The following is a 25,905-nucleotide window of genomic DNA, read 5'->3' as shown; positions in this document are numbered from 1 at the left end:
TGGTGCTGGCGGTACTGCTGACCGGGTGTGGAGCCTCCCACGGGGATGGATCGACACCCACGTCGTCGTCCGCTCCACCAGGGACGCCGACCCCTGGTGGAGGATCGTCAAGTGGAGATCAAGACACCCTGGCGTACGCAGATCGGGCCCTCGACGTCCTTGATACCGGGCTGTACGCCTCCGGCGAGCGGTGGGAGCAGGCCCGAGCCCAGGTGCAGGAGACCGCCAAGACGGCGCGCTCACCTCGAGACCTCGACAGTGTCCTGCGCTATGCCACGGGGGTGGCTGGAGGAAAGCATTCGAGCTTCACTCCCGGCCCGGACCCAGCCGAGAGGGGTGAAAGGTCGACCTCCAGCGCTTCTGAGACACCGCGCATGAATGTCACGTTGCCGACCGTCACCACGACGGATGGCATCAGTACCCTCAGCCTGCCAGCACTGCCCGTGGCCAGTGACGACCCCCAGGCGTCCGAGTACGCGATGGTCCTGGCGGACGGAATCGACGCCGCAGCGACCGCGACCTGCGGGTGGGTGGTGGACGTGCAGGGAAACCTGGGTGGGAACATGTGGCCGATGCTCTCGGGGGTCTCCGCGTTGTTGCCGGAGGGGCCGGTGATGTTCTTCCGGGATAGGGCTGGCGAGGACACGGCAGTGACCGTGCAGGAGGACGGGGCAGGCACAGAGGGCATGACGTTCGTCAGCGTGGGGCCCCGGACACAACGCGATGGCGCTCCGATTGCGGTGCTTCAAGACCGGTCCACCTCGTCCTCGGGGGAGGCGGTGCTGGCCGCCTTCCGAGGGTTGCCCAATGCAAGGTCGTTCGGGCAGTCATCGTCAGGGTATGGGTCCGGGAATGCGACGCACGTGCTGTCCGATGGCAGCCGTCTCACCTTGACGGCCGCGGAGTTTGTGGACCGTGGAGGCGAGGTTCTGGGCGATCGCCCGGTGGACCCGGACCTGCCGATCCGTAGGGACGGGGGCGGCGGCACGGACGCGGCTCAGGCGGCGGCGAGGATCTGGCTGCAGGAACGCGGCTGCCCCTGAGCGCCCTGGCCCGCTCGCATCCCGCGGCGCGTGGTCCAGCCGTCGCGAAAGGGATTGTGCGTGCGCTGGCAGGTCGCTCCAATGGCAAGCGTTGTGGCGCGAATCGGCTCCGCCGAAAACGACCGTGTGTGGGCGGGGTGGCCTGTGGATGTGATGGCTTGGTGGCGGGTTTCTGTGATCGCTCAGTGGCGGTGCAGGCGCGGTCAGGTGTCGGTCGTGGTGCGGCGCAGCTCGCGGTAGATGGTGGTGCGGGAGACGTTGAACAGCTCGGCCAGCTCGGCTTGGGTGTGCTCGCCGGCGGCGTGCAACGTCAGCAGGTGCTTCCGCTGAGAGGGCGAGAGCTTGGGCTTCTTGCCTTTGAGTTTGCCCTTGGATCTGGCGATGGCCATGCCTTCGCGGGTGCGCAGGCGGATGAGGTCCGCCTCAAACTCGGCCACCATGCCGAGCACGTTGAACAGCAACCGGCCGACGGCGTCGTTGGGGTCGTAGACCCTGCCTCCGAGACTGAGCGCCACTCCCTTGGTGGTGAGCTCGTCGGCGATGTCCCTCGCGTCCGGGAGCGAGCGGGCCAGCCGGTCGAGCTTGGTCACCACCAGGGTGTCGCCGTCCCGGGTCGCGGCCAGCGCTTCGCGCAACCCGGGCCGGGCGCGGGTCGTTCCCGTCAGGCCGTGGTCGAAGTAGATGTCCTTGTTCTCGACTCCGAGGCGCTCGAGTGCTTCCCGTTGGGCGGAGAGGTCTTGCTCGAGAGTCGAGACGCGCGCGTAGCCGACATGCATGTCCCCATTGTTGCAGTTACCCTCCCCTCACCGCCCACGTCACCGTACGGGTCTTGCGTACATGACGATCCCTCACAAGAAGTCGTCTGTGAACCGCATCGATAAGTGGCGGTGTTCTGACGGAGCTAAATGGCGGCATCGAGGTCTTGCGTCCCGATCGGAGTCGTCGGGCCGGCCGAGCTCGAGGTGATCGACGTGTTGATCGCTCTCGGGCGACTGTCCCACTTCCTTGGTAGTGGGACGGCCCGCGTGGGGATCCTTGCCCGATGTGCACGATCGGCGATTCCTGTACCAGAACTTGGACCAAAAGTGCTGAACCATTTAGGTCGTACGGAACCGACTTCCGGTACGCTGGGCGCATGGAATTGGGCTACGCGCGGGTCTCGACGGCCAAACAGGACCTCGACCGGCAGATCGATGCCCTCCGGCAGGTCGGGATCGCCGCCGAGCGGATCTATGTGGACAAGAAGTCCGGGGCCACCACGGAGCGTCCCGGGCTGACCGCGGCGCTGGCCTACGCCCGGGAGGGTGATGTGATCGTGGTGCACACCCTGGACCGGCTCGGGCGCACGGTGCGCGACACCTTGAACCTGATCCATGACCTCGCCGAGCGGGGGGTGGGGGTGCGCAACCTGGCGGACCCGATCAAGGTGGACTCCACCAATCCGAGTGATCCGATGGCGCAGTTGGCGGTGGTGCTGCTGGCGTTGTTCGGGCAGATGGAGCGCACCTACACCCTCGAGCGGGCTGCTCATGCCCGGTCGGTGGCCGCGGCGAAGGGCCGGCGGATCGGGCGGCCTACGGTGGTGGATCCGGACAAGCTGGCCTACGCGGCGCATCTGCGCGAGAGCGGGCACACGATGGCGGAGATCGTGGCCAAGACCGGGATCACGCGCACCAGTCTCTACCGTCACCTCCCGCCGCGGTCCCCGGAGCCGGTGACGGCCGGACCGGTCACCGCCGCCGAGCCCGAGCCCGGTCCGGCGGACTGACCCAGGTGGGGTGATGGTGGTGGTGCAGCTGGGTCCGCAGGAGAGAGCGGCATTGTTGCGCCAGCACCTCGACGAGGGGGTGCCGCTGACCCGGCTCGCCGCCCATGCCCAGGTCTCGGTCCGCACCCTGCAGCGCTGGGCCGCCGAATACCGGGCGGACTCCTCCGCGGCCGGCTTGCAGCGCAAGGCCCGCAGCGACCGCGGCCAACGCCGGCTGCCTGCGGAGCTGATCGCGGTGATCGAGGCCCTGGCGCTGCGCCGCCCGGCGCCGACGACCAGGTTCATCCACCGCCGGGTGTGCGATCTGGCCCCGGAGCGCGGCTGGGCACCCCCGAGCTACTCGAGCGTGCGCAGCGTGATCGCCGCGATCGACCCCGGGCTGCGCACCCTGGCCCTGGAGGGAGACACCGCCTACCGGGACCGATACGAGCTGGTGCACCGCCGGTCGGCGGTGAGGCCCAATGAGCAGTGGCAGGCCGACCACACCCTGCTCGACGTGGCGATCCTCGACAACCGGGGGCGCCCGGTGCGGCCGTGGCTGAGCGTGATCCTCGACGACTACTCCCGCGCGGTCGCCGGCTACACCGTCTTCACCGGCGCCCCGAATGCCGAGCAGACCGCCCTGGCCCTGCACCAGGCCGTGCGAGCCAAGCCCGACCCGCGGTGGCCGGTCCAGGGGTTGCCCGAGGTGCTCTACAGCGACCACGGGGCCGACTTCACCAGCACCCGGCTGGACCGGGTCTGCCTGGACACCCACATCCGGCTCATCCACTCCCGCGTCGGGGTCCCGCAGGGGAGGGGCAAGATCGAACGCTTCTACGGCACGATCACCACCGAGGTGCTCCCGCACCTGCCCGGGCACATCCCGCACGGAACCGGCGGCACCCCCACCTCACCACCTGCCCTGAGCCTGGAGCAGCTCGACGCAGTGGTCCAGCGCTACCTGATCGAGGACTACCACGCCCGGGTGCACTCCGAGACCGGACAGGCCCCCGCCGCCCGCTGGATCGGGGCCGGGTGGATCCCGCGCACCCCGGCCCGGGGCGAGGATCTCGACCTGCTGCTGCTCACCGCTGCGACCACCCGCATCGTCCAGCGCGACGGCATCCGCTTTCAAGGCACCCGCTACATCTGCCCGGTGCTGGCCGCCTACGTCAGTGAGACCGTGACCATCCGCTACGACCCCCGCGACGCCGGCGAGGTGCGCGTCTACCACCAGGACACCTACCTGTGCCGGGCGATCGCCCCCGAACTGGCCGCTGAGACCATCACCCTCCAACAGCTGCAGCAGGCCCGGGGCGCCCGACGCGCCGCGCTCAAGCAGCAGCTGCGCGCCCGGCGCAGCCTCGCCGACGCCCTGCCCGCCGACGACCGCTGGGCACCACCACCCGCCCCGGCGCCGGGCCCGACGGCAGACCCGCCGGCGGAGCCGGCGCCCCGACACCGGTTGCGGACCTATGCCACCGACTGAGCCCGACTCCTCCCGGAGCCTGCTGGGCAAGGACGACGACGGCCGGCGCTTCCTCTCCGGCACGTTCGGGGAAATCGCAGCCTTGGGCCCACCCCCGGACCCCGCATCACCCCTGCTCCTTCCCACCCGGGAGCACCGCCGTTTCACCGAGTTCGCCGACACCGTCCGCGCCCACCGCTACATCGGCCTGTGCTGGGGCCCACCCGGGGTCGGCAAGACCCTCTCGGCCCGCCACTACGCCGGGGCCCCGCAATGGGAGCAGTGGCAAAGAGACCTGGGCGAGGACCGCGAGCCCGGCCCCATCCCTGAGCAGGTCCTGCAGGCCCGCACCGCGCTGTGGACCCCGACCGTCACCGCCAGCCCCCGACAGGTCGACCAAGCCCTCCCGCGGGCCTGCCAACAGATCTCCTACGCCATCGACTACCACCACCACGGCCGCGTCGACCCGTTCGTGCACCCCGACTCGCGTTCCTCCGGGCTCACCGAGCTGCTCATCATCGACGAGGCCGACCGGCTCAAGACCACCGGCCTGGAACAGGTCCGCGACTACTACGACCGCCACACCCTCGGGGTGATCCTCATCGGAATGCCCGGCATCGACAAACGCCTGGCCCGTTACCCCCAGCTCTACAGCCGTGTGGGCTTCGCCCACGAATACCGCCCCCTCACCCCCGAAGAGCTCACCGCCGTCCTGAACCGCCGCTGGCACACCGACGGACTCGCCGGCGAGGACGACGAGTTCACCCAGGCGGTCGCGATCGCCACCATCGCCCGGATCACCGGCGGCAACTTCCGTCTCGTCGACCGCCTCCTCACCCAGATCCAACGCATCCTCACGATCAACCAGTTGGCCACCGTCACCCCCGAAGTGGTCGAAGCCGCCCGCGAGTCACTCCTGATCGGTCACTGAGCACACGGGCCGGCCACCAGCTCCTGAGATCCACCGGCCAGGCAATCGCCTCTGGTAGCGACTCCTCGAAAGGGCCCCCGGGTCTGGGGCACATACGGTCGTGCACATGACATTGCCGCGGTGACGTCTTGACCTTCCTCTTCAGGGGAAGGTGCAGGCTGGGCACAGCACAGCACCGCACACAGACGGCCCGTCGGGGCCTTCATCACGGACTTACGGAGGCCGGTCATGCCTGAGACGGGAACGCACGAAGTGGACCTGGCGATCATCGGTTCCGGCGGTGGTGCGTTCGCCGCCGCGATCCGGGCCACCAATCTCGGCAAATCAGTGGTGATGATCGAGCGTGCCACGGTCGGGGGCACCTGCGTGAACACCGGGTGCGTGCCGTCGAAGGCGCTGCTGGCCGCCGCCGAGGCCCGCCACGTGGCGCTGGACGCCACAGGACGGTTCCCCGGTCTGAGCACGTCGGCCGCCGGGGTGGACATGCCCGGGCTAATCGTCGGCAAGGACGCGCTGGTGGAGGGAATGCGCTCGGACAAGTACCTGGATCTGATCGCCGACTACGGCTGGGAACTGGCCACCGGCGAAGCGGTGTTCACCGGCACCGCCGAGGATCCGGCGCTGGAGGTCACCGGAGCCGACGGTTCCTGCCGCCGGGTGCGGGCGGCCCACTATCTGGTGGCCACCGGCTCCACCCCGATCGTCCCGGAGATCGAGGGTCTGGATCAGGTGGAGTATCTGACGTCGACCACGGCCATGGAGTTGGACGAGGTGCCGGAATCGCTGCTGATCATCGGTGGCGGGTACGTGGGCCTGGAGCAGGCTCAACTCTTCGCCCGCCTGGGCTCGATGGTCACCATGGTCGTGCGGTCCCGGCTGGCCTCCCATGAGGAACCCGAGGTCTCCCGGACCCTGAGGGGCGTGTTCGCCGAGGAGGGCATCCGGGTGATCCCCCGGGCCACCGTCTCCTCCGTGACGCCCGACCGGGACACCGGGGAGGTGGTGGCCACCGTCACGGGCGCGGGCGGGCAGGACACCCTGCGGGCGGGCCGGCTCATGGTCGCGGTCGGGCGCCGTCCGGTCACCGAGAACCTGGGCCTCGGCTCGGTCGGGGTGGACACCGGGGCGCGCGGGGAGATCCTCGTCGACGCCCGGATGGCGACCTCGAATCCGAAGGTGTGGGCGGCCGGGGATGTGACCGGGCACCCCCAGTACGTCTACGTGGCCTCGGCCCACGGGGTCACCGCGGTGGAGAACGCCTTCCACCACACCGGCCAGCAGATCGACTACACCCACCTGCCGCGGGTCACTTTCACCTCCCCGGCCATCGCGGCGGTGGGCATGACCGACCAGCAGGCCCGGGAAGCCGGCCTCCGGTGTGAATGCCGGGTGCTGCCCCTGGAGTACGTGCCCAGGGCGCTGGTCAACCGTGACACCCGCGGGTTCGTGAAGATCGTCGCCGAGGCCGAGACTGGGCGGATCGTGGGTATCACCGCGGTGGCCAAGGACGCCGGGGAGCTTGCCGCGGCCGGGGTCTACATCTTGTCCGCGGGCATGACGGTGGATCAGGTCTCCACCCTGTGGTGCCCGTACCTGACGATGGCCGAAGGCCTCAAGATCGCCGCCCAGTCCTTCCGCACCGACGTCTCCAAACTCTCCTGCTGCGCCGCGTGAGGATCGGTCGGCCTCGAGCATCGAGCACAGCCGGGAGCTGACGACTCAGCAGGCACTGTAACGGAAGGGGAAGTCATGGCCCAGAGGTTGATCGTCATCGGTGGGGACGCCGCGGGGATGAGCGCGGCCTCCGCCGGCCGCCGCCAGCTGCCCCAGGACCAGTTGGAGATCGTGGCCTTCGAGCGGGGCCACTACACCTCGTATTCGGCCTGCGGGATCCCGTACTTCATCGGCAAGGACGTCGCCGACACCACGGAGCTGATCGCCCGTACCCCGCAACAGTTCCGCGACCACCACGCCATCGACGCCCGCACCGGTCACGAGGTCCTGGAGATCGACCTGCACCGCCGCGCCGTGCTCGTGCGCGACCTGACCGCCGGCCGGGAGGCCTGGGAGGGTTTCGATCAGCTCATGGTCGCCACCGGGGCCACCCCGGCCCGCCCGCCACTGCCCGGGATCGATGCGGCCGGTATCCACGGGGTGCAGACCCTCGACGACGGCCTGGCCCTGCGGGCGGTGCTGGAGCGGGACCGGCCGGGCCGGGCGGTGGTCGTCGGGGCCGGCTACATCGGCCTGGAACTGGCCGAGGCCCTGTCCGCCTGGGGCGTGGACATCACCGTGATCGGACGCCCCCCGGCCCCACTGCCGGGCCTGGACCCGGACATGGGCGCGCTCATCGCCACCGCGATGGAAGGGTACGGGATGGAGGTGCGGATGGAGGAGACCGTCACCGGCTTCGAGACCCACACCGGGAAGGTCACCGCCGTGGTCACCGATCAGGCCACCATCCCCACCGAGCTGGTGATCCTCGGCCTGGGGGTGACCCCGAACACCACCCTGGCCGCCGACGCCGGGATCCCCCTGGGCGAGACGGGGGCGATCGCCGTGGACCGCCGGCTGCGCACCGGCATCGAGGGGGTGTGGGCCGGCGGGGACTGCGTGGAGAAGTTCCACCGCGTCTCCCGCCGCCACGTGGCCCTGCCGCTGGGTACCCACGCGAACAAGGAGGGCCGCACCGCCGGGATCAACCTCGGCGGCGGCTACGCCACCTTCCCCGGGGTGCTCGGCACCGCCGTGACCAAGATCTGCGACATCGAAGTCGGACGCACCGGCCTCGGCGAGGTCGAAGCGCAGGCGGCCGGCTTCGACCCCGTCACCGCCGTGGTCGACTCCACCACCCGGGCCGGCTACTACCCCGGGGCCAAACCCATCCGCACCAAACTCATCGCCGAACGCGGCACCGGACGGCTGCTCGGCGCCCAGATCGTCGGGGAAGAAGGCGCGGCCAAGCGCATCGACGTGCTCTCCGTGGCGCTGTGGCACGAGACCCCGGTGGAAGAGCTGCTCAACATCGACCTCTCCTACGCCCCGCCGTTCTCCCCGGTGTGGGACCCGGTGCTCATCGCCGCGCGCAAGACCTGGCAGGCCGTCGAGACCGACCGCGCCCGCACCGAACCCGGATGACCACCGGCCCCTCCAGGGGCAGGCAGTGCCCTGCCCCCGGAGCCTTCCTCTACCGTGGAAGGCCACAGACCAGTCCAGGATCGAGGTGCGCACCGTGCGGATCGGTGAAGCGGCCGCAGCCGCCGGCATGACCACCAAAGCCCTACGGTTCTACGAACAGCACGGGCTGCTGCCCCCGGTGCACCGCGGCCCCAACGGGTACCGCGACTACCCACCCGAGGCCCTCGCCCGCCTGCAGTTCATCCGCCGAAGCAAGGCCGCCGGACTCAGCCTGGCCGAGATCCGGAACATCCTGCAGATCCGCGACGCCGGGCAGGCCCCCTGCGCCCACGTAGCCGCACAGCTCGCCCAGCAACTCACCGACCTCGACCAGCACATCGCTGAGCTCACCGCCCTGCGGGCCTCCGCGGCCGAGCACTACCAGGCCGCCTCCCAAGGCGACCCCACCCAGTGCGATCCCGCCCAAATCTGCAGCTACCTCTGAGCCCACAGCCGCACCACGGCCGCCAAATACCTCTGTCAGAACACCGCCATTCACCGTCGACAGTCACAAGTCGTCGAGGACTGAGCTCGCTCGACGTACGGTGAAGGATCCCCTTACGGGCATGCGATCTGGGCTGACGCCTGTGATCGAGTGTTCAGTTTGCGCTGTATAGTTCAGTCCATGCTGACTATTGCTTCGCGTCTCGACGTGTTGAACCGCCTGGGTCGTGCACTGGCCGACCCCACTCGATCCCGGATCATCTTGACCCTGCTCGACCATCCCGCTTACCCGGCGGAACTGGCCCGAGATCTGGACCTGACACGCCCGAACGTGTCCAACCACCTGGCATGCCTGCGCGATTGCGGGATCGTCGTCTCCGAGCCCGAGGGTCGTCGGACACGATATGAGATCGCCGATTCGCACCTGGCGCAGGCGCTGACGGCACTGGTCGATGCCACCCTGGCAGTGGACGAAGACGCCCCGTGCATCGATCCCGCCTGCTCGCTTCCCGGATGCGACGCAGCTGGGGAGGGCGCATGAGCCTCACCTCGGTCTTGCAGGCGATGGGCCTGTTCGCAGCGACCAACATCGACGACATCATCGTGCTCTCCCTCTTCTTCGCGCGAGGGGCAGGCCAGCGCGGCACTACCGCCCGCATTCTGGCCGGCCAGTACCTCGGATTCGCCGGCATCCTCGGTGCCGCGGTCCTGGTGACCATCGGCGCCGGAGCATTCCTGCCCCCGGCAGCCATCCCGTACTTCGGCCTCATCCCTCTGGGCCTCGGCCTCTGGGCCGCATGGCAGGCCTGGCGCGGAGACGATGACGACGATGACGACGAGGCCAAGGTTGCCGGCAAGAAGGTCGGCGTGTGGACAGTCGCAGGCGTCACCCTTGCCAACGGCGGCGACAACATCGGCGTCTACACCCCTGTCTTCCTCAGCGTGGAACCTCTCGCAGTAGTCGCCTACTGCATCGTCTTCCTCGCGCTCGTCGCGGTCCTGGTGGCCCTGGCAAAGTTCGTCGCCACCCGCCCCCCGATCGCCGAAGTGCTCGAACGCTGGGAGAACATCCTCTTCCCCATCGTTCTCATCGGCCTCGGCATCGTGATCCTCGTCAGCGGCGGAGCCTTCGGACTCTGACGTAGCGGCAGCGATCCAAACGGCCCCGACCGGGCGCACCCCTCTCGGTTCAGACCGCGACACCTACCTGCGGCCAGTCCTGCGTGATCGCGGCAACAAGACCGCCACGGAGCGCTGCAAAAACCCCGCCACCAAGCGAACGAAGCCACAGCCCCGTCGCATCCCGGACGCCCGCCACAAACGACCGTTTGTGCCGGGGCGCTGGGTGTGGGTGCTGCTTCAGTCTTCATGGGCAGGGGTCGCCGGTGGATCGGTCGTGGTCTAGGTTTCTTTTGGCGTACTCGTAGAGCCCTCGTAGCTGGGCTCTCGTGCCCAACCCATCCGCCCTTGAGCTTCGGAGATCACCCGATGATCGAATCCACCCCAGCTGGCCGGGTCTCGGGGCGGTCCGCAGCGCAAGTGGTCCTGGGGCTCGTGCTGCTGGTGCTCATCGTTCCCGTGGCCATAGCCGTCTTCATGGCCGCCTACGCCGTCGCGGAGTTCGCCCAGGGCAGCCACGCTCCCGTGGGGGCGCCTTCCTTGCTCGTCAGCGTGGGGCAGCTCCTCGTCGTCGCATGCGCGGCCGTCTGCGGCGTCCGGTTCGCTCGATCCAGATCCCCTCGCTCTCGGTGAGGCTGGACGGCCGCGGTGGTTGCTCTGTTGGTGCTGGCCGCCTGGCCTGTCCTGGTGGGAGGGATCGGCCTGGTGGAGCGAGAGGCGTGTGAAGTCCGCCCGGCGCCGTTCTGGTGTGAGTGAGCCTGCAACCGCAAGGGGCCGGCGCCAGGGCGCAGCTGTCCCCAGGGGGGCTATCCGGGTACGAGGACTCGTTCCTACCCTGGGGCGATGACTGCACCGGATGCCCTGCCGCCCTCAGAGTTGCCGTCCACGCCTGAGGTGCGCCGGGTGATGTCCGCGCTGGTCCAGAGGTACTTCAGTCGTGAGACTCACGCGCGTCTCCTCGACGCCGACGTGACCGGGGAGGTGCTCACGGTGGTGGCCTGGCAGGCCGGACCTTCCCCGGAAGACCCGCGACGGGTGATCGCCCACCGCACGGACCTGGGGATGCGTCTGGCCGAGTGCGAGGGGGATCTGGAGGCGGTGCTCCTGGATGCATTGCAGTTCCAGGTATTCGAGCCGAGCGCGCCGGGCTGGGCGGCGTCCAGGCGGGTATACCCCAGCGGGGTGGCACAGAACGTCGTGCCGTCCCGCTGTTTGCTCATCGGCCGACGGAGAGCTCGATCAGTTGCGGGCTGCTGCAGCAGGCGTCGCCGGCTGGGGCTGGGGCGTCGCAGCTGCCGCCGAGGTCGGTGGTGCATACGCCGGTCTCGGGTAGTTCGAGGTGGACTGCGTCGGCTGCTTTGCGGTCGCCGGCCAGGGCTGCTGCGATGGAGCGGACCTGTTCGTAGCCGGTGGCCATGAGGAAGGTGGGGGCGCGGCCGTAGCTCTTCATGCCGACGATGTAGAAGTTCGTCTCCGGGTGGGCGAGGACTCGCTCACCGTGAGGCTCGACGGATCCGCAGGAGTGGAACTCGGGATCGATCAGCGGACCCAGCTGGGACGGTGCTTCGACGGCCGGGTCCAGGGCCAGGCGGAGTTCGGAGAGCATTCCGAGATCAGGGCGGAACCCGGTGGCGGGCACCAGCACATCGACGCTCACTTCTCGCTCCCCGTCCGGGGTCACAGCGTGGACGGTCAACGTGTCGTCGGCTCTGAAGCGAGTGATGGTGAAGGAGGTGAGGACCTCGATGCGTCCGGAGTCGACCAGCTGGCGCAGTCGCGAGCCGAGCGCTCCTCGGGCTGCGAGTTCGTCCTGGTCGCCGCCCCCGTAGACGCGGGTGAGGTCTGCGGTGCGAGCGGCCCAAATGATGGTGGTGTCGGCCTCCAGGTCCGCGAGGTCCAGCAGGGTATTGGCGGCTGAGTGGCCGGCACCGGTCACCATGACTCGCTTGCCGGCGAAGCGGTCACGGTCGCGGCCCTGCACGTCAGGCAGCGGCGCGGTGATGTGGCCCGCGGCGTGGGCCTGCTGCTCGCCGGGAGCAAGGAGCCCGGCCTGTCCGAGGGGGTTGGGCGTGGACCAGGTGCCGGAGGCGTCGATGACCGCGGAGGCGAGCACGTCTTCGCTGTGCCCGTCGGTGGTCTGGATCCGGACGAGGAAGGGGGTCTCCTCGCGGCGTGCGGTGCGGGTCTTGTCGATGCCGGCGCGGGAGACGGCGGTGACCCGCGCCCCGTAGCGGATCGACTCGGCGAGCTGGGGAAGCTGCGCGAGCGGTTCGAGGTAATGCTCGCGCAGTTCGTGACCGGTCGGGAGAACGTCGGCGTCGGGTGCGGTCCAGCCGGCAGCTTCGAGGAGACGCTGTGCGGCGGCGTCGAGGTTGTACTGCCACGGCGAGAAGAGCCGCGTGTGCCCCCACTCGGCGATCGCGGCTCCTGCCGCGGTCCCGGCCTCGAGGATCAGGAACGGCAGGCCGCGCTCAGAGAGGTGGGCAGCGGCGGCAAGGCCGATGGGGCCAGCGGCGATGACGACAATGGGATGTGAGTTCGTTGCGGTGGTCAAGATGATGAGTCTCCTTGCTGCGGGGCGGTCAGTTCGCGGTGCCGGTGAGGTCGGTCAGGAGCTTGCGGACGTGGGTGTCGATGTCGTCGCGGACCAAGCGCATCCGCTCCATCCCTTCGATGCCGCGCTGAGAGGGCTCATCGGTGTGCCAGGTCGTGACCGGCGCGGTCATGCCCTCGACGGGTTTGATGACGGCTTCGTCGCCGATGACGATCACGTGGTCGACGCTTCGCAGCAGCTCGGGGGTGACCGGCTGCGGGACGGCGGAGGACATGTCCGCGCCGACCTCGGCGATCGCCTCCGCGGACTGGGCGTTGATGGCGGTGCCCGGGCGGGTGCCGGCGGAATGCACGTCGACCTCATCCCCGGCGTGATGGCGCATGAGGGCGGCGGCCATCTGGGACTTGCCGCCGTTCTTCACGCAGACGAACAGGACTGAAGGGCGCTTCGTGGTCATGGCGAGGGGATCCTTCTGTGGGGTCATCGGGTGGGGGCGGTGGTGTCGCCGGGGAACAGGCGCCGCCCCATAGCGAGGGCGACGTAGACGAGGGCGACGAGGACGGGGACTTCGATCAGCGGGCCGACGACGCCGGCGAGGGCCTGGCCGGAGGTGACTCCGAAGGTGCCGATGGCGACGGCGATGGCGAGCTCGAAGTTGTTGCCCGAGGCCGTGAACGCGACGGTCGTGGACTTCGCGTAGTCGAGGCCGATCGCGCGGCCGAGCAGGAAGGACCCCAGGAACATGACGACGAAGTAGACCAGCAGCGGCAGGGCGATGCGGGCCACGTCCCCCGGTGCGGAGATGATCGCGTCGCCCTGGAGGGCGAACAGCAGCACGATGGTGAACAGCAGCCCGTACAGCGCCCAGGGGCCGATCTTCGGGAGGAACCGCTCCTCGTACCAGGTCCGACCCTTGGCTCGCTCACCGAGGATGCGGGTCAGGAACCCTGCGACCAGCGGGATCCCGAGGAAGATCAGCACGCTGAGGACGATCGCGCCGATCGAGAACTCGGCCGACGTGGTCGGCAGCCCCAGCCAGGATGGCAGCGCCTGGAGGTAGAACCAGCCCAGGGCACCGAAGGCGATCACCTGGAAGACGGAGTTGATCGCGACCAGCACCGCGGCTGCTTCTCGGTCACCGCAGGCGAGGTCGTTCCAGATGAGGACCATCGCGATGCAGCGTGCGAGTCCGACGATGATCAGGCCGGTGCGGTACTCTGGAAGGTCGGCCAGGAAGATCCAGGCCAGGGCGAACATGAGTGCCGGGCCGACGATCCAGTTCAGCACCAGCGAGGTCACCAGCAGGCGTCGGTCCGCGCCGATGCGCCGGGTCTCGTCGTAGCGGACCTTCGCCAGGACCGGGTACATCATCACCAACAGTCCGATCGCAATGGGCAGGGACACGGATCCGATCTTCACCGCCTCCAGCGCGGTGTTCAGGCCGGGGATGAACCGTCCCAGCAGGAGACCCACTGCCATGGCGGCCAGGATCCACACCGGGAGCCAGCGATCGAGGAAGGACATCTCCTTCATCACGCGGGGCTGCTCCACATCCTTGGTGGTCGTACTCATCGGGCTTCGACACCTTCCATCGACGGATATCGATGCGAACGCTATGCTTCACATCGATGACTGTCAATGTAAGGTGGGGGCATGTCCACGACGACCGCGATCACAGCTGCCGGGCTCGAGACGATGAACGGCCCTGAGGAGTGCTGCACGCTCTCAGCGGGGCCCGTCGACAGCGTCGAGGCCGAGAGGATCGCGTCCTTGCTCAAGGCGCTTTCCGACCCGACCCGTCTCCGGCTTCTGTCCCATGTCGCTGCTCAGGGCTGCAATTCGGTCTGCGCCTGTGATCTCACCGAGCCGCTGGGCATCAGCCAGCCGACCGTGAGTCACCACATGAAGAAGCTCGTCGACGCTGGCCTGCTCACGCGCGAGCAGAAGGGCCGCTGGGCGCACTACTCCGTTGTGCCGTCGGCCTTCGCCGAGCTCCGTTCCTTCCTCGACATCGCCTGAACCCCCGCCGCCGACTTTGGAGATCCTCCTGACCGCACGGCCCAGTGTCCTGTTCGTCTGCGTCCACGACGCCGGTCGCTCGCAGTCCGGTTAGCCGGCGACGCGTTGGTCCGCTGCCACCGCCGGGTCCAGCAGGACCTGCATGGCCACCGCGGCCGCACGGGCGACCCGCTCTACTCCGCCCGTCGAACCCTGCACGCCGGAACCGGGTTGCTCACCGACAAGCAGAGGGCCCGGCTCGAGGCCACTTGGGGGACCTGCCAGCGGATGATCAGCGCCTACCGCGAACCCGACAAGGCCCGAGGAAAGGAGTTGATGGATGGCGTGCACAGGTTCAGGAGGAGGTGACAGGCAGGTCCTTCGGAGACTTGCGCTGTCCGCACTGCCCGGAACGACCGGGCTGCGCCCTTGGGCAGGGTCACAGCATTTCCAGTGGTCGCGGTCCGCTCGGGGGCGGAAACGCACGGTCCAGAGCATCCAGGTCTTCGCGGGTCAGCTCCACGTCCAGTGCTGTGGCGTTGTCTCGCACGTGCTGCGGGCTGCTCGCCTTGGGGATCGTGCAGAGCGAGTCGCGGCGCAGCACCCAGGCGAGGGCCGCCGCCGCGGGGCTGACGCTGTGACGGGCCGCGACGTCGTTCAGCGTCGTGTCCTGAAGGATGCGGCCCTGCTCGATCGGCGAGTACGCCATGACCGGCAGCTGGTGGTCGGCGCACCACGGCAGCAGGTCGTACTCCGGTCCTCGCCGCGACAGGTTGTACAGCACCTGATCCGTGGCCAGCCCGCCGCTGCCCGGCACGTCCTGCAGGTCGGCGAGGGCCCGGTGGTCGAAGTTGCTGACGCCCCAGTATCGGATTTTCCCGTCCTCGACGAGATGGTGGAAGGCCGCGACGGTGTCCTGCAGCGGGTACCTGCCCTGCCAGTGCAGCAGGTAGAGGTCGATCCGATCGGTGCCCAGGCGTTTCAGGCTGCGTTCGCAGGCCGCGATCGTGCCGGAACGGGAGGCGTGGGACGGCATGACCTTGCTGACCACGAACGCCTCGTCGCGGCGACCCGCCAATGCTTCACCGACCACCTCCTCCGCGCCGCCGTCGGCGTACATCTCGGCGGTGTCGACCAGCGTCATGCCCAGCTCGAGGCCGGCGTGCAGCGCGGCGACCTCGTCGCCGCGGCGGCCGGGGTCCTCACCCCAGCCCCAGGTGCCCTGGCCCAGCACAGGGATGGACTCCCCGCTCGGCAGCGTCATCCGTCGCATCCGGGATCACTTCCTTCTGGTTGTCCTGAGGTGGGACGTGGGCTGAGATCCTCGAAGGGCCGACGCGTCCTCGACCGGTGCCGGCTTATAGGAGGGTGGCGGGTACCGAGGTGCCGGGTGTCGAGCTGGTCGTCAGCCCCGCCTGTGCCATGTGGCGTACCGGGCTGCTCACGAGCGGTTTCCGGCGCTGGTGGGCTGGACAGTACTCCCACGGCGGAACACAGGGAAGAGGTCATCGGGTGAGCGGCTGGTGGCCAGGTTCCCGTCTCGGGCGGCCTCTTGGTCCACCACGTTCACGCCGGCGTTGCGCAGGTCGGTGCGGATGCTGGGGAATGAGGTCAGGGCCCGGCCGGTCACGAGACGTCATGGCCCTGCCCGGACTGCCCGGCCACCCCGCCTTACGCCCCCGCTCGCCAGTACTGGCCGCGGTCCGCGAGATGCTCGGCGGGCCGCAGACCTCGTTCCTGCTGATCGCCGGTCAGCACAACGCCCAAGCCGACCGCTGCCTCGGTGTCGCCCCGGGAACGCACCCCGGCCGCCCACACCCTCGCCCCTGCAGTAGACTCCTGAACACTGTTCAACCCGTCGGGCACTCGCCATGCGCCCCGCGCCTCGGCTGAGCGCCCCCTCGCACTCGCTTCCGCACCAGGAGTCCCTCCATGAGCACTTCCGTGCCCTCGTCCCATGACGGCCACGTCCGCCCCGCGGCCACCACGACGGCGGACCGCCCCGCCGACACCGGCCGCCGCCCCCGTCGCGGTTCCGCCGGCGGCAGCCTCGCGCGCATCGCCGTCATGACCGCGTTGATGGCCGTCCTCGGGCTGGTGCCGCCGATCGCCGTCGCCGGTGTGCCCGCCCCGATCGTGCTGCAGAACATCGCCGTGATCCTGGCCGGTGTGATCCTCGGCCCGTGGCGCGGGGCCGCCTCGATGGCGCTTTTCGCCGGCCTCGTGGCGCTCGGCCTGCCGCTGCTCAGCGGCGGCCGCGGCGGCCTGGGCGTGTTCGCCGGCCCGACGGCCGGCTTCATCCTCGGCTGGATCCCGTCCGCGCTGATCGTCGGCCTGATCTTCTGGGCCCTCACCTCCCGGGCCCGCCCCGGCCTCGGCGCCGGACGGGTCGCGCTCGGCGCGGCCGTCGCCGGGCTGATCGGCGGCGTCGTGATGGTCTACTTCTTCGGCGTGCTCGGCTTCGTCGGGATCGCCGGGATGGAGTTCGGTGCCGCCGTCCTCTCCATGGCCCCGTTCGTGCCCGGTGACCTGATCAAGCTCGTCGTGGCCGTCATCCTCATCGTCGGCCTGTGGAAGGCCTACCCCCGCGCCTTCCGATGAGCCCGGATCGCTCCGTCACCCTCACGGGCGTCCGCGTCGAGGCCGACGGCCCCGAGGGCGTCGTCGTGCTCCTCGACGGCGTGGACCTCACCCTCACGGCCCCGCGTGTGGCGGTGATCGGGGAGAACGGCTCCGGCAAGTCCACGCTGGCCCGCGCGATCGCCGGGCTGGCCGACGTCGTCGCCGGGGAGGTGACCGTGCACGGGGTGGACGCCGTCCGGGACGTGAAGGCGCTGCGCCGCACCGTCGGCTTCGTGTTCGCGAACCCGGCCGCGCAGATGGTCATGCCCACCGTCCGGGAGGACGTGGAGCTGACCGTGAAGTCGCTCCGGGACGACGTCGGCCGCCGCCTGACCAAGGACGACGTCGCCGCGCGCGTGGCCGCGGCGCTCCAGGAGCACCGGCTCACCGCGCTCGCGGACCGGGCGTGCCTGTCCCTGTCCTCGGGGCAGGCGCAGCGGCTGGCGATGTGCTCGGTGATGACCGCCGGGCCGTCCCTGGTGATCGCCGACGAGCCGACCTCCCTGCTGGACGGCCGGCACCGGCGGATCGTGGCCGACCGGCTGCTGGCCGCCGACCCCTCGGCCCCGGACGGGTTCCAGCTGCTGCTGGTGACCCACGACCTCGAGCTGGCCCGTGCGTGCGACGAAGCGGTGTGGATCCACGGCGGCCGTGTGGAGCGGACCGGCCCGGCCGAGGACGTGGTCGAGGCGTACGAGCGCTTCCTGGACCACGCCGTGGCGGCGGAGCTGCGCTGATGCTCTCCCTGTACATCCACGGCGACTCGCCCCTGCACCACGCCCGCGCCGGCCTCAAGACGGGCCTGTTCGCGGTGTGGGTGCTGGCCCTGACCCTGCTGCCGCTGTCCCTGTGGACCGCGGGCGCCGCCGTGGTGGGTGCCGTGACCGCGTATCTCGTGGGCTTCGGGCTGCGGCGCGGTGCGGCGATGATCGCCTCCGACCTGCGCGCTCTGTGGCTGTTCTACGTGGTCCTGTTCGCGGCGCAGTGGATCTTCACCGACGCGTTCGCCGCCGGACTCATGGTGGCGCGCGTGCTCGGGCTCGTGCTCACCGCGCAGGTGTTGACGCGCACCACCCGGATCGCGGACATGACCGGGGCGGCCGAGGCGGTGCTGCGGCCGGTCGAGCGGATCCCGTGGGCGGGGCCGCGCCTGGCGCGGGCGGGGTTCCGCGCCGACCGCGTGGGCCTGGCGATGGGCCTGGTGCTCTCCTCGATCGGCCACCTGCGGGCGCTGGCCGAGCAGATCCGGCATGCGCAGGCCGCCCGCGGGGTGCGGATGGCGCCGTGGGCCTGGGCGCTGCCGCTGCTGGTGCTCAGCTTCAAGCACGCGGACGACGTCGGGGACGCCCTGGCCGCCCGCGGCATCGACTAGAGCCCCCGGCCCTCCCGCGTTGGGGGCGGGCCGGTTCAGAGGGGGTTGTCCAGGGGCAGACGGTCGCGGTCGTAGGTGATCTCGGTGAAGCCGTGGGGCGCGGGCTTGCCGTCCTCGCCCAGGGACACGAACACGATCTTGTCGATGGTCAGGATCATCTCGCCGGTCACGATGTTCCGCACCTTCGCCCGCATGGTCAGGGACGTGCGCCCGAACTCGGTGGCGCGCAGGCCCATCTCGATCATGTCGCCCTGCTTCGCCGAGGCCAGGAAGTTGATCTCCGAGATCAGCTTCGTCACGCACCGCGGGTTGCCCAGCTGCAGGGTCGCGTAGATGGCCGCCTCCTCGTCGACCCAGCGCAGCAGCGACCCGCCGAAGAGGGTGTTGTTCGCGTTGAGGTCCTCCGGCTTGACCCACTTGCGGGTGCGGAAGTTGACGTCGTCGTGGGCGGCGCGGTCGGCCGAACGGGTGAAGAGCGTGGAGTCCATGGCCCCACGGTAGAGCGACGCCGACGCCGGCACGAGGGAGGGCGCCCGATGCGGAGACATGCTCGACCGGGCCGTAGGGTCGCCGGAAGGGATCCGCAACGGAGCACACAGGAGGGACCCGGCCGATGACCATCCGCCCCCACCCCGACCCCGCCACACCCGACGCCACCTGGCGCGATGTGCCGGTGCTCGGCTTCACGGTCGCCGCCGGCAACGCCGTCCTGTTCTGCCTGGTCTGGCTGCTCCGGGACGGGCTCACCACCGACTACACGTGGGGGCTGCTGCTGGCCCCGGTGCTCATGGGTCTGGCCGGGGTGGCGGTGATGGCCCTCTGGGAGCGGCTCCTCGTCCGCGTCCCTCGGCTGGCCGCCACGCTGGTGGCCGTCGCCGCCCTCCTGGCCCTCGGGCTGGTGCTCGCCTGGTGGCTCGTCGAGGTGAACGCGCAGACGCACCTGTTCACCGGGAGCACGTTCTGGCTGCTCGCCGTCGCCCCGGTCTGCGCGGGCCTCGCCTGGCTCGCGCACCGGCTGCTCCCGGCGGCCCGCCGGCCCGTGGGGGAGCCCCCCGCCGCCCTCGACGACGACGCCTGGGCCCGCCGCCTCGCCGGCGTCCTGCGGCTGCGCAAGGACCTGCCCGACGCGCGGGTGGGCGAGATCGTCCGTGACGCGCGGGCACGCGGGGCCGCGGCCGGGCGCCCGCTGGCCGAGGAGCTCGGCTCCCCGGAGTCGTACGCCGCGGGCTTCCAGAAGGACCGGGTCGCCGCGCCCCGCCGGCGGGCCTGGGCGGTCACCGCGTTCGTGGGGATCATCCTGGCCACCCGTCTCCCGGGCGTGGTGGCCGGGGAGCGGCTCAGCGCGTGGGACGTCGCGTACCCGCTGGTCGCCGTCGTCGTGCTGGTGTGGACGTGGCTCGACTACCGGGCCGCCGTGCGTCGCGCCCGCCGCTGAGGGGTCTCAGGCCCCCGCGGCGGCCAGCACCCTCGCCACGTGGCGGCGGTGCACCTGGTGGATGATTTCGATCAGTCCGCACCCGAGCGCCGCGATCACCAGCGCGGCCACGAGCACGTCCGTGGGCGGGACCTCCATCTGGTGGTACCAGCGGGAGGCCGGCACCAGCACGACGGCGGCCAGCACCGCGTACATCGCCAGGATGAGGACCACCACGCGCGCGCTCAGCGGCCGGGACATCACGCTGAGCACCCACAGGCCCAGCAGGGTCAGGGTGATCATGAAGGCGGCCTGCTGGCGGGGCAGGTCGACGTCGCCGGCGGTGAGGCGCACGTACGTCTGCAACGTCACCATGGACAGCAGGATCACCGCGCCGGAGGGGATCGCGAACCGCAGCGCCCGCCCCAGGAAGCCGGGCACGTAGCGGCGCGGGTTCGGCAGCAGGGCGAGGAAGAACGTGGGTGCGCCGATCATGATGAAGTCCACGGTGGAGGCCTGCCGTGGCAGCAGCGGGAACTGCCACGCGAACAGGGAGAACACCACGCCGAACAGCAGCGCGTACGTCGTCTTCGTCAGGTAGATGTGGGCGAGCCGCTCCATGTTGGCGATCACCTGGCGGCCCTCGCCGAGCACGCGTGGCAGGCGGTCGAAGCGCCCGTCCAGGAGCACCATCCGGGACACCGCCTTGGTGGCCGGGGCCGCGTTGCCCATGGCGATGCCCAGGTCCGCGGTCTTCAGGGCCAGGGCGTCGTTCACGCCGTCGCCGGTCATGGCCACCACGTGCCCGCGGGACTGCAGCGCCTGCACCATCGCCTTCTTCTGGTCCGGGCTGACGCGGCCGAACACGTCGTGCTCGGCCATCACGTCGGCGAGCGCGCCGGGGTCCTCCGGCAGGGTGCGCCCGTCGTAGGCCTGGCCCGCCACCTCGAGACCCACCTCGCGCGCCACCGCGGCCACGGTGCGCGGGCTGTCCCCGGAGATCACCACGGTCCGCACGCCCTGCGCGTGGAAGTAGTCGAGGGTCTCGGCGGCGTCCGGGCGCACGTTCTCGCGGAACGTCACGACGGCGACCGGGACGCCTCCGGCGGGCAGCGCATCCCCGATCAGGGGCTCGTCCGTGCGGGCCAGCAGCAGCACGCGGCGGCCGGCGTCCGTGTCGGCGTGGACCTGGGCGCGGACGGCCTGGGCGGCATCGGGGCCGAGGAGCCGCTCGTCCACGAGGGCCTCGGGCGCACCGAGCAGCCACGTGCCGGCCGCGGCCCCGGCCTCGGGGCCGAACGCGACCGCCGACCACCGGCGCGCGGAGGAGAACGCCACCTGGGCCGCGGGGTCCACGGCCGGGACGGCCGTGAAGGGCTCGCGCAGGGCCGCCGCGGTGGGGTTCACGTCCGGGTCCGCGCCGAACCAGGCGAGCACGGCCCGAGCCCCGTCGGCGACCTCGGCCGGGGCGCCGTCGTCGTGGGCGTCCGGGGACGCGTCGGCCGAGGCGGGCGCGGCGAGCCGGTCGAACCGGACGCCGCCCTCGGTGAGGGTGCCGGTCTTGTCCAGGCAGACGGTGTCCACGCGGGCCAAGACCTCCACGGCGGGCTGCTCCTGGATGAGGACCTCCTGCTGGGCCAGCTTGAGCGCGGCCACGGCGAACGCGATGGTCGTCATGAGCGCCAGGCCCTGCGGGATCATGCTGGTCACCGCCGCCACGGACGCGATCAGCGCGGGCTCCAGGGCGGCCTCGCGCGGCTGGGAGAGGGCGAGGGCCCAGCCGCCGACCGCCGTCATCTGGCCGTGCACGATCACCGCGATGATCGGCACCAGGGCGATCGTCAGCCAGCGGGCCACCTTCTCCAGGGCGCCGCGCAGCTCCGAGTGGATGGCGGAGTAGCGGCGGGCCTCGGCGCTGAGCCGGGCCGCGTGCGAGGCCGAGCCCACCGCCGTCGCGCGTACCAGGCCCGCGCCGGCCACGACGGCCGAGCCCGAGAGCACGGCGTCCCCGGGGGTCTTCGGCACGGGGTCGTTCTCCCCGGTGAGCAGCGCCTCGTCCATGTCCAGGCCGTCCGAGACGAGGACCTCGCCGTCCACGGGCACCTGGTCGCCGCGGCGCAGCACCACGACGTCGTCCCGCACGATCTGCGCCATCGGCAGGGGCACGCGCGCCCCGTCCCGGATGACGACGACGTCGTCCTGGTGCAGCAGCGCGATCCGGTCCAGCTTCCGCTTGGCCGAGTACTCCTGGACCACGCCGATCACCACGTTGGCCACGGCCGCCAGTGAGAACAGCAGGTCCAGCCAGCGGCCCATCAGGATCACGACGACGGCGCACAGCGCGATCGCCAGGTTGAACAGCGTGAACACGTGCACGCGCAGGATCTGGCCCAGCGAGCGGGACGTGTCCCGCGACTGGACGTTGACCAGGCCCGCGGCCTCCCGCTCGGCGACCTCGGCGGCGGTGAGCCCGGTGAGCCCCTCCACCCCGGTGAACCCCAGGCCCATCCCGCTCTCGGGGGCGGACGGGTGCGCGGACGCAGGGGAGGGGGAGGCCATGGCACAGAATCTACCCAGCCGGCGCGGGGCCGGGCATCCGACGAGGGGATGAACCCGGGTGCGACCGCAGGCGGGACTGCGGGTGGGGCGGGCTCACTCGCCGGTCTGGCCGTCGATGCCCTCGCGCAGCAGGTCGGCGTGGCCGGCGTGGCGGCCGTACTCCTCGATCATGTGGGTGAGGATCCACCGCAGCGAGACCGGGTCCCGCCCCTCCCGGATCCGGTGGGCGCGGGCCAGGGCCGCGGCGCCGTCGTCGCCGTCCGCCGCGAGCAGGTCCACCACGATCTGCCGGGACCGCTCCACCTGGCCCTGCCAGAGGGCGCGCAGGTCCGCCGCGGAGTCCTGCGCCGCACTGTGCCAGTCCCAGTCGGGGTCCGCGTCGAAGTCCGCGCCCACCCAGGGCGCCGAGGTGGGCTCGCCGAGGGCGACGGCCTCGAACCACCAGAACTCGACGAACGCGAGGTGCTTGAGCAGGCCGCCGAGCGTCATCGCGGATGGGTGCCCCGGCAGCCGGCGGTGCAGCGCGGCCGTGTCCAGGTCCGCCGTCTTCCACTCGATCGTGGCGCGCAGGAAGTCGAGGAAGCCCAGCAGGGTGGCGGCCTCGCCCGCGGCGAAGGGCGGCTCGGGGCGGCCCTGGTCGTCGTAGAACACGGTGGTCATGGCGGCCAGGCTACGCCCCACCTCGCGTTTTCGTTCGGGAAACGGCGCGTGCGGGGGCGGGGGCGGGTGGGGGCGGGGCGCCCGCGGACCTGGAACGCGTGCGGTCGCTCTGAGCCTGCAAAGTGCGCTCATACCGACCGCAGGCGTTCCCGGAACGGGCGGGCCGGCGTCGTGGCCACCCAGGAGGACCCGGAGGAGCTCGTCGGGGTCAGCGAGGACTGGGCGGCGCAGGCGTACGCGGACGCCGCCGCGGTGGGCGGCGATCCTGCTCACCGCGGCGGATCCACCACGAGCCGCACCCGCGGGCTCGCCTGTTCGGCGGCGCCCTCCTGGGTCTCGGCGATCCGGCGCCAGATGCGGTCCGCCGACGGGTCGACCATCAAGTGCCCCATCTGCCGGATGACGGTGCCGAACACGGACGTCGGCATGCTGCGCCGCGGGGCGAAGCCGGACCGGCGCAGGCGCTCGGTCTGTTCCGTGGTCAGGTCCACGAGGCGCTCCAGCAGGGACTCGGTCTCCCCGCCGGCCTCCAGCAGCGAGCGGCGCACGTAGGCCCCCACCACCGGGTGGTCGGCCAGCAGGTCCGCGAACGCCGCGTCGCGGGCCGCGGACACCTCCTGTGGGGTGCCCACGAGCGGGACCTCGTCGAGGGTCGCGGCGATCAGGCGCAGCACGTCGTCGTCGACGGCGCGGGTCAGCCCCGCCTTGCTGCCGAAGTGGTGCCGCACCAGCCCGGGGGCGACGCCGGCCCGTTGCGCTATCTCGCGGACGCTGGCCATCTCGACCCCCCGCTCGGCATACAGCTCGAGGGCCGCCAGGCGCAGGCGCGCGGGGGAGGAGAGATCGTCCTGGTCGAAGGGCAGGGGGGTGTTCATCGGGTCCTCGGGGCTGGGTCGGCGGATGGGATGGCCCGTGGTCGGGAGATGAGGATGCGGGGGCTCGCTGAACCCTACGGCAGGGATCGAAACGCCCCCCGCACCCTTCTTGCACGCTAGTGCAACATCGTGCTTGAGTGTGCAACATCAGCTCAGTGAGGCATGTCACAGACGACTGCCGCCCGCCTCCGCGACCACCACACCTCCCAGGGGGACCCATGCAGACCACCGACACCGTCCTCGGCACCCCGTCCACCATGGGCGACGACGAGCAGCTCACCACCACCCGCCTCCTGCGGGACGCCGCCCGGACCTTCGGGGATCAGCAGATCATCCACACCCGCGGCGGCGGCTCCCCGTGGCAGACCACCACCTACGCGGCCGTGTGGGAGCGGGTGCGCCGCATGGCCGCGGCCCTGCACGCCGAGGGCGTCGGGCCGGGGGACCGGGTCGGCCTGCTGCTGTGGAACGACGTCCGTCACCTCGAGTCCTACTTCTCCGTCCCGCTGCTGGGCGCGACCATGGTGCAGCTCAACCTGCGCCTGGCGCCCATGGACCTGGCCTACGTGATCACCCACGCGCAGGTGGGGACGATCATCGTGGACGAGACCCTTCTGGAGCTGGCCACCGCGCTCGAACCGCACCTGCCCGACGGCATCCGCTGGATCATGGCCGGCGACGGTGAGCTCCCCGCCGACTGGGCCGGTCGCGACGACGTCCTCTCCTACGAGGCCCTCCTCGACGGGCACGAGCCGCTCGAGACAGCGGGGCTGCCGAACGTGAGTGAGCGCTCCGCCTCCGGCGCCTGCTACACCACGGGCACCACCGGCCGTCCCAAGGGCGTCTTCTACTCGCACCGGGCCACCTGGCTGCACGCGCACGCCGTGGTGTCCACCCTGGGCATGACCATGGCGGACACCGCCCTGCTGCTGACCCCCATGTTCCACGCGCAGTGCTGGGGCCTGCCGTTCGCGGCCGTCGCCGTGGGCGCGCGCCTGGTGCTGCCGGGCCGGTTCAACCTCACGGACACTCCGTGGCTGACCTCCACCCTCGTGGACCACGGCGTCACCGTGGCCCCGGCATCCCCCGCGATCCTCATGCCGATGCTCCACCACCTCCGCACCCTCGAGACGCCCCCACGGATGGACGGCGTGCGCCTGCTGTGCGGCGCGACCGAGCCCCCCGTGGCCATGATGCGCGGCTTCGACGAGCTCACCGGCGCGGAGGTCATCCACGCCTACGGCGCCACGGAGACCTCGCCCATCGTCTCCCTCAACCGCATGAAGCCGAGCCTCATGGACACCCTCTCCGAGGATGAGCGGTGGAACCTCAAGCGGTTCCAGGGCCTCGTCGTCGTCGGGGTGGACGTGAAGATCACCGACCCCCTGGGCGAGCTGCTGCCGCCCGGCGAGGAGAACGTGGGCGAGATCCGCCTGCGCGGGCCCTGGGTGACCACCTCCTACGCGGACAACGCCGAGGCCACCGAGGCCGGCTTCGACGACGAGGGCTACTGGCGCTCCGGGGACCTGGGCTACCTCTCCCCGGAGGGCTACCTCAAGGTCACCGACCGCCTGAAGGACGTGGTCAAGTCCGGTGGCGAGTGGATCTCCTCGATCGACCTGGAGAACCACATCATGACCGTCCCCGGGGTCCGCGACGCCGCCGTGATCGGCGTCCCCCACCCCCAGTGGGAGGAGCGTCCTCTGGCCCTCGTGGTGCGGGACGAGGACTCCGACGTCGACCAGGACGCCGTCCTCGCCGCACTCGCCGAGCGCTTCGCCACCTGGCAGCTGCCGGACGAGGTCCGCTTCGTGACGGAGATCGACCGGACCGGCGTCGGGAAGGTCAACAAGCGCAAGCTGCGCGCCGACTACGCCGACGCCCTCACCTCCGGCCGCTGACCGGCCCGCCACCTCCCC

General features: G+C 70.8%; 24 protein-coding genes and 2 pseudogenes. 16 read left to right on the top strand and 10 right to left on the bottom strand.

Annotated features, from left to right (window positions below; genetic code table 11):
* Positions 1 to 374: 374 nt before the first annotated feature.
* Entirely contained in the window at positions 375 to 1,043 is a 669-nt protein-coding gene (locus MF605_RS01515; RefSeq protein WP_061866748.1) for a S41 family peptidase, read from the top strand.
* A 203-nt stretch (positions 1,044 to 1,246) separates the two neighbouring features.
* Here MF605_RS01515 and MF605_RS01510 read toward each other — a convergent pair whose 3' ends face one another.
* A complete protein-coding gene (locus MF605_RS01510; protein WP_061866749.1) occupies positions 1,247 to 1,819 on the bottom strand; it encodes a recombinase family protein in 573 nt (190 codons plus the stop codon).
* Positions 1,820 to 2,178: 359 nt separating this feature from the next.
* Between MF605_RS01510 and MF605_RS01505 the strand changes: the two genes are divergently transcribed.
* The 8 genes from MF605_RS01505 to MF605_RS01470 all read left to right on the top strand — a co-directional run bounded on the left by MF605_RS01505 (position 2,179) and on the right by MF605_RS01470 (position 9,953).
* Positions 2,179 to 2,811: a recombinase family protein gene (locus MF605_RS01505; RefSeq protein ID WP_016998066.1), complete on the top strand. Its 633-nt coding sequence runs from the start codon at positions 2,179 to 2,181 to the stop codon at positions 2,809 to 2,811.
* Positions 2,812 to 2,824: 13 nt separating this feature from the next.
* Positions 2,825 to 4,282 (top strand): TnsB C-terminal domain-containing protein, encoded by a 1,458-nt coding sequence (locus MF605_RS01500; protein WP_044658717.1) that lies wholly within the window; start codon positions 2,825 to 2,827, stop codon positions 4,280 to 4,282.
* Positions 4,269 to 5,192: an AAA family ATPase gene (locus tag MF605_RS01495; RefSeq protein WP_081994409.1), complete on the top strand. Its 924-nt coding sequence runs from the start codon at positions 4,269 to 4,271 to the stop codon at positions 5,190 to 5,192. Before MF605_RS01500 ends, MF605_RS01495 begins: the two co-directional genes overlap by 14 nt.
* A 228-nt stretch (positions 5,193 to 5,420) precedes the next feature.
* Positions 5,421 to 6,866 (top strand): mercury(II) reductase, encoded by a 1,446-nt coding sequence (gene merA, locus MF605_RS01490; protein ID WP_134415984.1) that lies wholly within the window; start codon positions 5,421 to 5,423, stop codon positions 6,864 to 6,866.
* A 75-nt stretch (positions 6,867 to 6,941) separates the two neighbouring features.
* Positions 6,942 to 8,330, top strand: coding sequence for an FAD-dependent oxidoreductase (locus MF605_RS01485; protein ID WP_134415986.1), 1,389 nt, complete (start codon positions 6,942 to 6,944; stop codon positions 8,328 to 8,330).
* Between the two features lie 94 nt (positions 8,331 to 8,424).
* Entirely contained in the window at positions 8,425 to 8,814 is a 390-nt protein-coding gene (locus MF605_RS01480; RefSeq protein WP_029603659.1) for a heavy metal-responsive transcriptional regulator, read from the top strand.
* A gap of 180 nt (positions 8,815 to 8,994) precedes the next feature.
* Complete coding sequence (gene cmtR / locus MF605_RS01475) at positions 8,995 to 9,354, top strand: Cd(II)/Pb(II)-sensing metalloregulatory transcriptional regulator CmtR (RefSeq protein ID WP_082067560.1); 360 nt, start codon at positions 8,995 to 8,997, stop codon at positions 9,352 to 9,354.
* Complete coding sequence (locus tag MF605_RS01470) at positions 9,351 to 9,953, top strand: cadmium resistance transporter (RefSeq protein ID WP_036341590.1); 603 nt, start codon at positions 9,351 to 9,353, stop codon at positions 9,951 to 9,953. Before cmtR ends, MF605_RS01470 begins: the two co-directional genes overlap by 4 nt.
* A 1,195-nt stretch (positions 9,954 to 11,148) precedes the next feature.
* Here the strand turns inward: MF605_RS01470 and MF605_RS01465 are convergent.
* From MF605_RS01465 to arsB, 3 genes are read right to left on the bottom strand one after another with little or no spacing between them, the layout of a single operon-like run.
* Positions 11,149 to 12,486 (bottom strand): NAD(P)-binding domain-containing protein, encoded by a 1,338-nt coding sequence (locus tag MF605_RS01465; RefSeq protein WP_036381388.1) that lies wholly within the window; start codon positions 12,484 to 12,486, stop codon positions 11,149 to 11,151.
* Positions 12,487 to 12,514: 28 nt separating this feature from the next.
* Entirely contained in the window at positions 12,515 to 12,943 is a 429-nt protein-coding gene (locus MF605_RS01460) for an arsenate-mycothiol transferase ArsC (RefSeq protein ID WP_002855764.1), read from the bottom strand.
* A 23-nt stretch (positions 12,944 to 12,966) separates the two neighbouring features.
* Positions 12,967 to 14,058, bottom strand: a complete 1,092-nt coding sequence (gene arsB, locus MF605_RS01455) for an ACR3 family arsenite efflux transporter (protein ID WP_036381392.1) — start codon at positions 14,056 to 14,058, stop codon at positions 12,967 to 12,969.
* An 81-nt stretch (positions 14,059 to 14,139) separates the two neighbouring features.
* On the opposite strand from arsB, the gene MF605_RS01450 reads away from it, so the two are divergent.
* Together MF605_RS01450 and MF605_RS01445 are read left to right on the top strand one after the other, a co-directional pair.
* Positions 14,140 to 14,505 carry an ArsR/SmtB family transcription factor gene (locus MF605_RS01450; RefSeq protein ID WP_010080056.1) on the top strand — a complete coding sequence of 122 codons (366 nt, stop codon included), beginning with the start codon at positions 14,140 to 14,142 and terminating at the stop codon, positions 14,503 to 14,505.
* A gap of 84 nt (positions 14,506 to 14,589) precedes the next feature.
* A pseudogene (locus MF605_RS01445) lies at positions 14,590 to 14,826 on the top strand (ISL3 family transposase); the annotation flags it as partial.
* Between the two features lie 97 nt (positions 14,827 to 14,923).
* Here the strand turns inward: MF605_RS01445 and MF605_RS01440 are convergent.
* Both MF605_RS01440 and MF605_RS01435 read right to left on the bottom strand, forming a co-directional pair.
* The gene (locus tag MF605_RS01440) at positions 14,924 to 15,748 is read right to left on the bottom strand and encodes an aldo/keto reductase (protein WP_225348738.1); all 825 of its coding nucleotides are present in this window, start codon (positions 15,746 to 15,748) and stop codon (positions 14,924 to 14,926) included.
* Between the two features lie 177 nt (positions 15,749 to 15,925).
* Positions 15,926 to 16,117, bottom strand: a pseudogene (locus tag MF605_RS01435) (DJ-1/PfpI family protein); the annotation flags it as partial.
* A 299-nt stretch (positions 16,118 to 16,416) separates the two neighbouring features.
* On the opposite strand from MF605_RS01435, the gene MF605_RS01430 reads away from it, so the two are divergent.
* The 3 genes from MF605_RS01430 to MF605_RS01420 are packed head-to-tail and all read left to right on the top strand — an operon-like array spanning position 16,417 to position 18,478.
* Positions 16,417 to 17,085 (top strand): biotin transporter BioY, encoded by a 669-nt coding sequence (locus tag MF605_RS01430; protein ID WP_036381852.1) that lies wholly within the window; start codon positions 16,417 to 16,419, stop codon positions 17,083 to 17,085.
* Positions 17,082 to 17,843: an energy-coupling factor ABC transporter ATP-binding protein gene (locus tag MF605_RS01425; protein ID WP_073117261.1), complete on the top strand. Its 762-nt coding sequence runs from the start codon at positions 17,082 to 17,084 to the stop codon at positions 17,841 to 17,843. The genes MF605_RS01430 and MF605_RS01425 overlap by 4 nt, the downstream gene beginning before the upstream one ends.
* Positions 17,843 to 18,478: an energy-coupling factor transporter transmembrane component T family protein gene (locus MF605_RS01420; protein ID WP_036313856.1), complete on the top strand. Its 636-nt coding sequence runs from the start codon at positions 17,843 to 17,845 to the stop codon at positions 18,476 to 18,478. The genes MF605_RS01425 and MF605_RS01420 overlap by 1 nt, the downstream gene beginning before the upstream one ends.
* A 35-nt stretch (positions 18,479 to 18,513) precedes the next feature.
* Here the strand turns inward: MF605_RS01420 and MF605_RS01415 are convergent, their stop codons facing one another.
* Complete coding sequence (locus MF605_RS01415; protein ID WP_073117263.1) at positions 18,514 to 18,966, bottom strand: acyl-CoA thioesterase; 453 nt, start codon at positions 18,964 to 18,966, stop codon at positions 18,514 to 18,516.
* Between the two features lie 125 nt (positions 18,967 to 19,091).
* On the opposite strand from MF605_RS01415, the gene MF605_RS01410 reads away from it, so the two are divergent.
* A complete protein-coding gene (locus MF605_RS01410) occupies positions 19,092 to 19,913 on the top strand; it encodes a hypothetical protein (protein ID WP_134415990.1) in 822 nt (273 codons plus the stop codon).
* A gap of 6 nt (positions 19,914 to 19,919) precedes the next feature.
* On the opposite strand, the gene MF605_RS01405 is transcribed toward MF605_RS01410, so the two are convergent.
* The 3 genes from MF605_RS01405 to MF605_RS01395 form a co-directional block, all read right to left on the bottom strand.
* Positions 19,920 to 22,451 (bottom strand): HAD-IC family P-type ATPase, encoded by a 2,532-nt coding sequence (locus tag MF605_RS01405; protein ID WP_134415992.1) that lies wholly within the window; start codon positions 22,449 to 22,451, stop codon positions 19,920 to 19,922.
* Positions 22,452 to 22,544: 93 nt separating this feature from the next.
* On the bottom strand, positions 22,545 to 23,111 hold the full coding sequence (locus MF605_RS01400) for a DinB family protein (protein WP_010080071.1): 567 nt from the start codon (positions 23,109 to 23,111) through the stop codon (positions 22,545 to 22,547).
* A gap of 269 nt (positions 23,112 to 23,380) precedes the next feature.
* The gene (locus MF605_RS01395; RefSeq protein WP_044658732.1) at positions 23,381 to 23,986 is read right to left on the bottom strand and encodes a TetR/AcrR family transcriptional regulator; all 606 of its coding nucleotides are present in this window, start codon (positions 23,984 to 23,986) and stop codon (positions 23,381 to 23,383) included.
* Between the two features lie 218 nt (positions 23,987 to 24,204).
* Between MF605_RS01395 and MF605_RS01390 the strand changes: the two genes are divergently transcribed.
* On the top strand, positions 24,205 to 25,887 hold the full coding sequence (locus MF605_RS01390; protein ID WP_044658733.1) for a long-chain-fatty-acid--CoA ligase: 1,683 nt from the start codon (positions 24,205 to 24,207) through the stop codon (positions 25,885 to 25,887).
* Positions 25,888 to 25,905 lie beyond the last annotated feature (18 nt).

It is taken from the genome of Micrococcus luteus (assembly GCF_022664405.1).
In the GTDB taxonomy this organism is placed as follows: Bacteria; Actinomycetota; Actinomycetes; order Actinomycetales; family Micrococcaceae; genus Micrococcus; species Micrococcus luteus.
The sequence above is the reverse complement of the archived record's forward strand: the minus strand, read 5'-3'. Positions and strand labels throughout refer to the sequence as shown.

Coding starts and splice junctions, on each gene's coding strand:
- MF605_RS01420 (WP_036313856.1), top strand. CDS start 17,843: ATGCTCTCCCTGTACATCCACGGCGACTCGCCCCTGCACCACGCCCGC.
- MF605_RS01515 (WP_061866748.1), top strand. CDS start 375: ATGAATGTCACGTTGCCGACCGTCACCACGACGGATGGCATCAGTACC.
- MF605_RS01485 (WP_134415986.1), top strand. CDS start 6,942: ATGGCCCAGAGGTTGATCGTCATCGGTGGGGACGCCGCGGGGATGAGC.
- MF605_RS01450 (WP_010080056.1), top strand. CDS start 14,140: ATGTCCACGACGACCGCGATCACAGCTGCCGGGCTCGAGACGATGAAC.
- MF605_RS01425 (WP_073117261.1), top strand. CDS start 17,082: ATGAGCCCGGATCGCTCCGTCACCCTCACGGGCGTCCGCGTCGAGGCC.
- MF605_RS01405 (WP_134415992.1), bottom strand. CDS start 22,451: ATGGCCTCCCCCTCCCCTGCGTCCGCGCACCCGTCCGCCCCCGAGAGC.
- arsB (WP_036381392.1), bottom strand. CDS start 14,058: ATGAGTACGACCACCAAGGATGTGGAGCAGCCCCGCGTGATGAAGGAG.
- merA (WP_134415984.1), top strand. CDS start 5,421: ATGCCTGAGACGGGAACGCACGAAGTGGACCTGGCGATCATCGGTTCC.
- cmtR (WP_082067560.1), top strand. CDS start 8,995: ATGCTGACTATTGCTTCGCGTCTCGACGTGTTGAACCGCCTGGGTCGT.
- MF605_RS01470 (WP_036341590.1), top strand. CDS start 9,351: ATGAGCCTCACCTCGGTCTTGCAGGCGATGGGCCTGTTCGCAGCGACC.
- MF605_RS01415 (WP_073117263.1), bottom strand. CDS start 18,966: ATGGACTCCACGCTCTTCACCCGTTCGGCCGACCGCGCCGCCCACGAC.
- MF605_RS01440 (WP_225348738.1), bottom strand. CDS start 15,748: ATGACGCTGCCGAGCGGGGAGTCCATCCCTGTGCTGGGCCAGGGCACC.
- MF605_RS01460 (WP_002855764.1), bottom strand. CDS start 12,943: ATGACCACGAAGCGCCCTTCAGTCCTGTTCGTCTGCGTGAAGAACGGC.
- MF605_RS01500 (WP_044658717.1), top strand. CDS start 2,825: ATGGTGGTGGTGCAGCTGGGTCCGCAGGAGAGAGCGGCATTGTTGCGC.
- MF605_RS01505 (WP_016998066.1), top strand. CDS start 2,179: ATGGAATTGGGCTACGCGCGGGTCTCGACGGCCAAACAGGACCTCGAC.
- MF605_RS01510 (WP_061866749.1), bottom strand. CDS start 1,819: ATGCATGTCGGCTACGCGCGCGTCTCGACTCTCGAGCAAGACCTCTCC.
- MF605_RS01410 (WP_134415990.1), top strand. CDS start 19,092: ATGACCATCCGCCCCCACCCCGACCCCGCCACACCCGACGCCACCTGG.
- MF605_RS01390 (WP_044658733.1), top strand. CDS start 24,205: ATGCAGACCACCGACACCGTCCTCGGCACCCCGTCCACCATGGGCGAC.
- MF605_RS01400 (WP_010080071.1), bottom strand. CDS start 23,111: ATGACCACCGTGTTCTACGACGACCAGGGCCGCCCCGAGCCGCCCTTC.
- MF605_RS01430 (WP_036381852.1), top strand. CDS start 16,417: ATGAGCACTTCCGTGCCCTCGTCCCATGACGGCCACGTCCGCCCCGCG.
- MF605_RS01395 (WP_044658732.1), bottom strand. CDS start 23,986: ATGAACACCCCCCTGCCCTTCGACCAGGACGATCTCTCCTCCCCCGCG.
- MF605_RS01495 (WP_081994409.1), top strand. CDS start 4,269: ATGCCACCGACTGAGCCCGACTCCTCCCGGAGCCTGCTGGGCAAGGAC.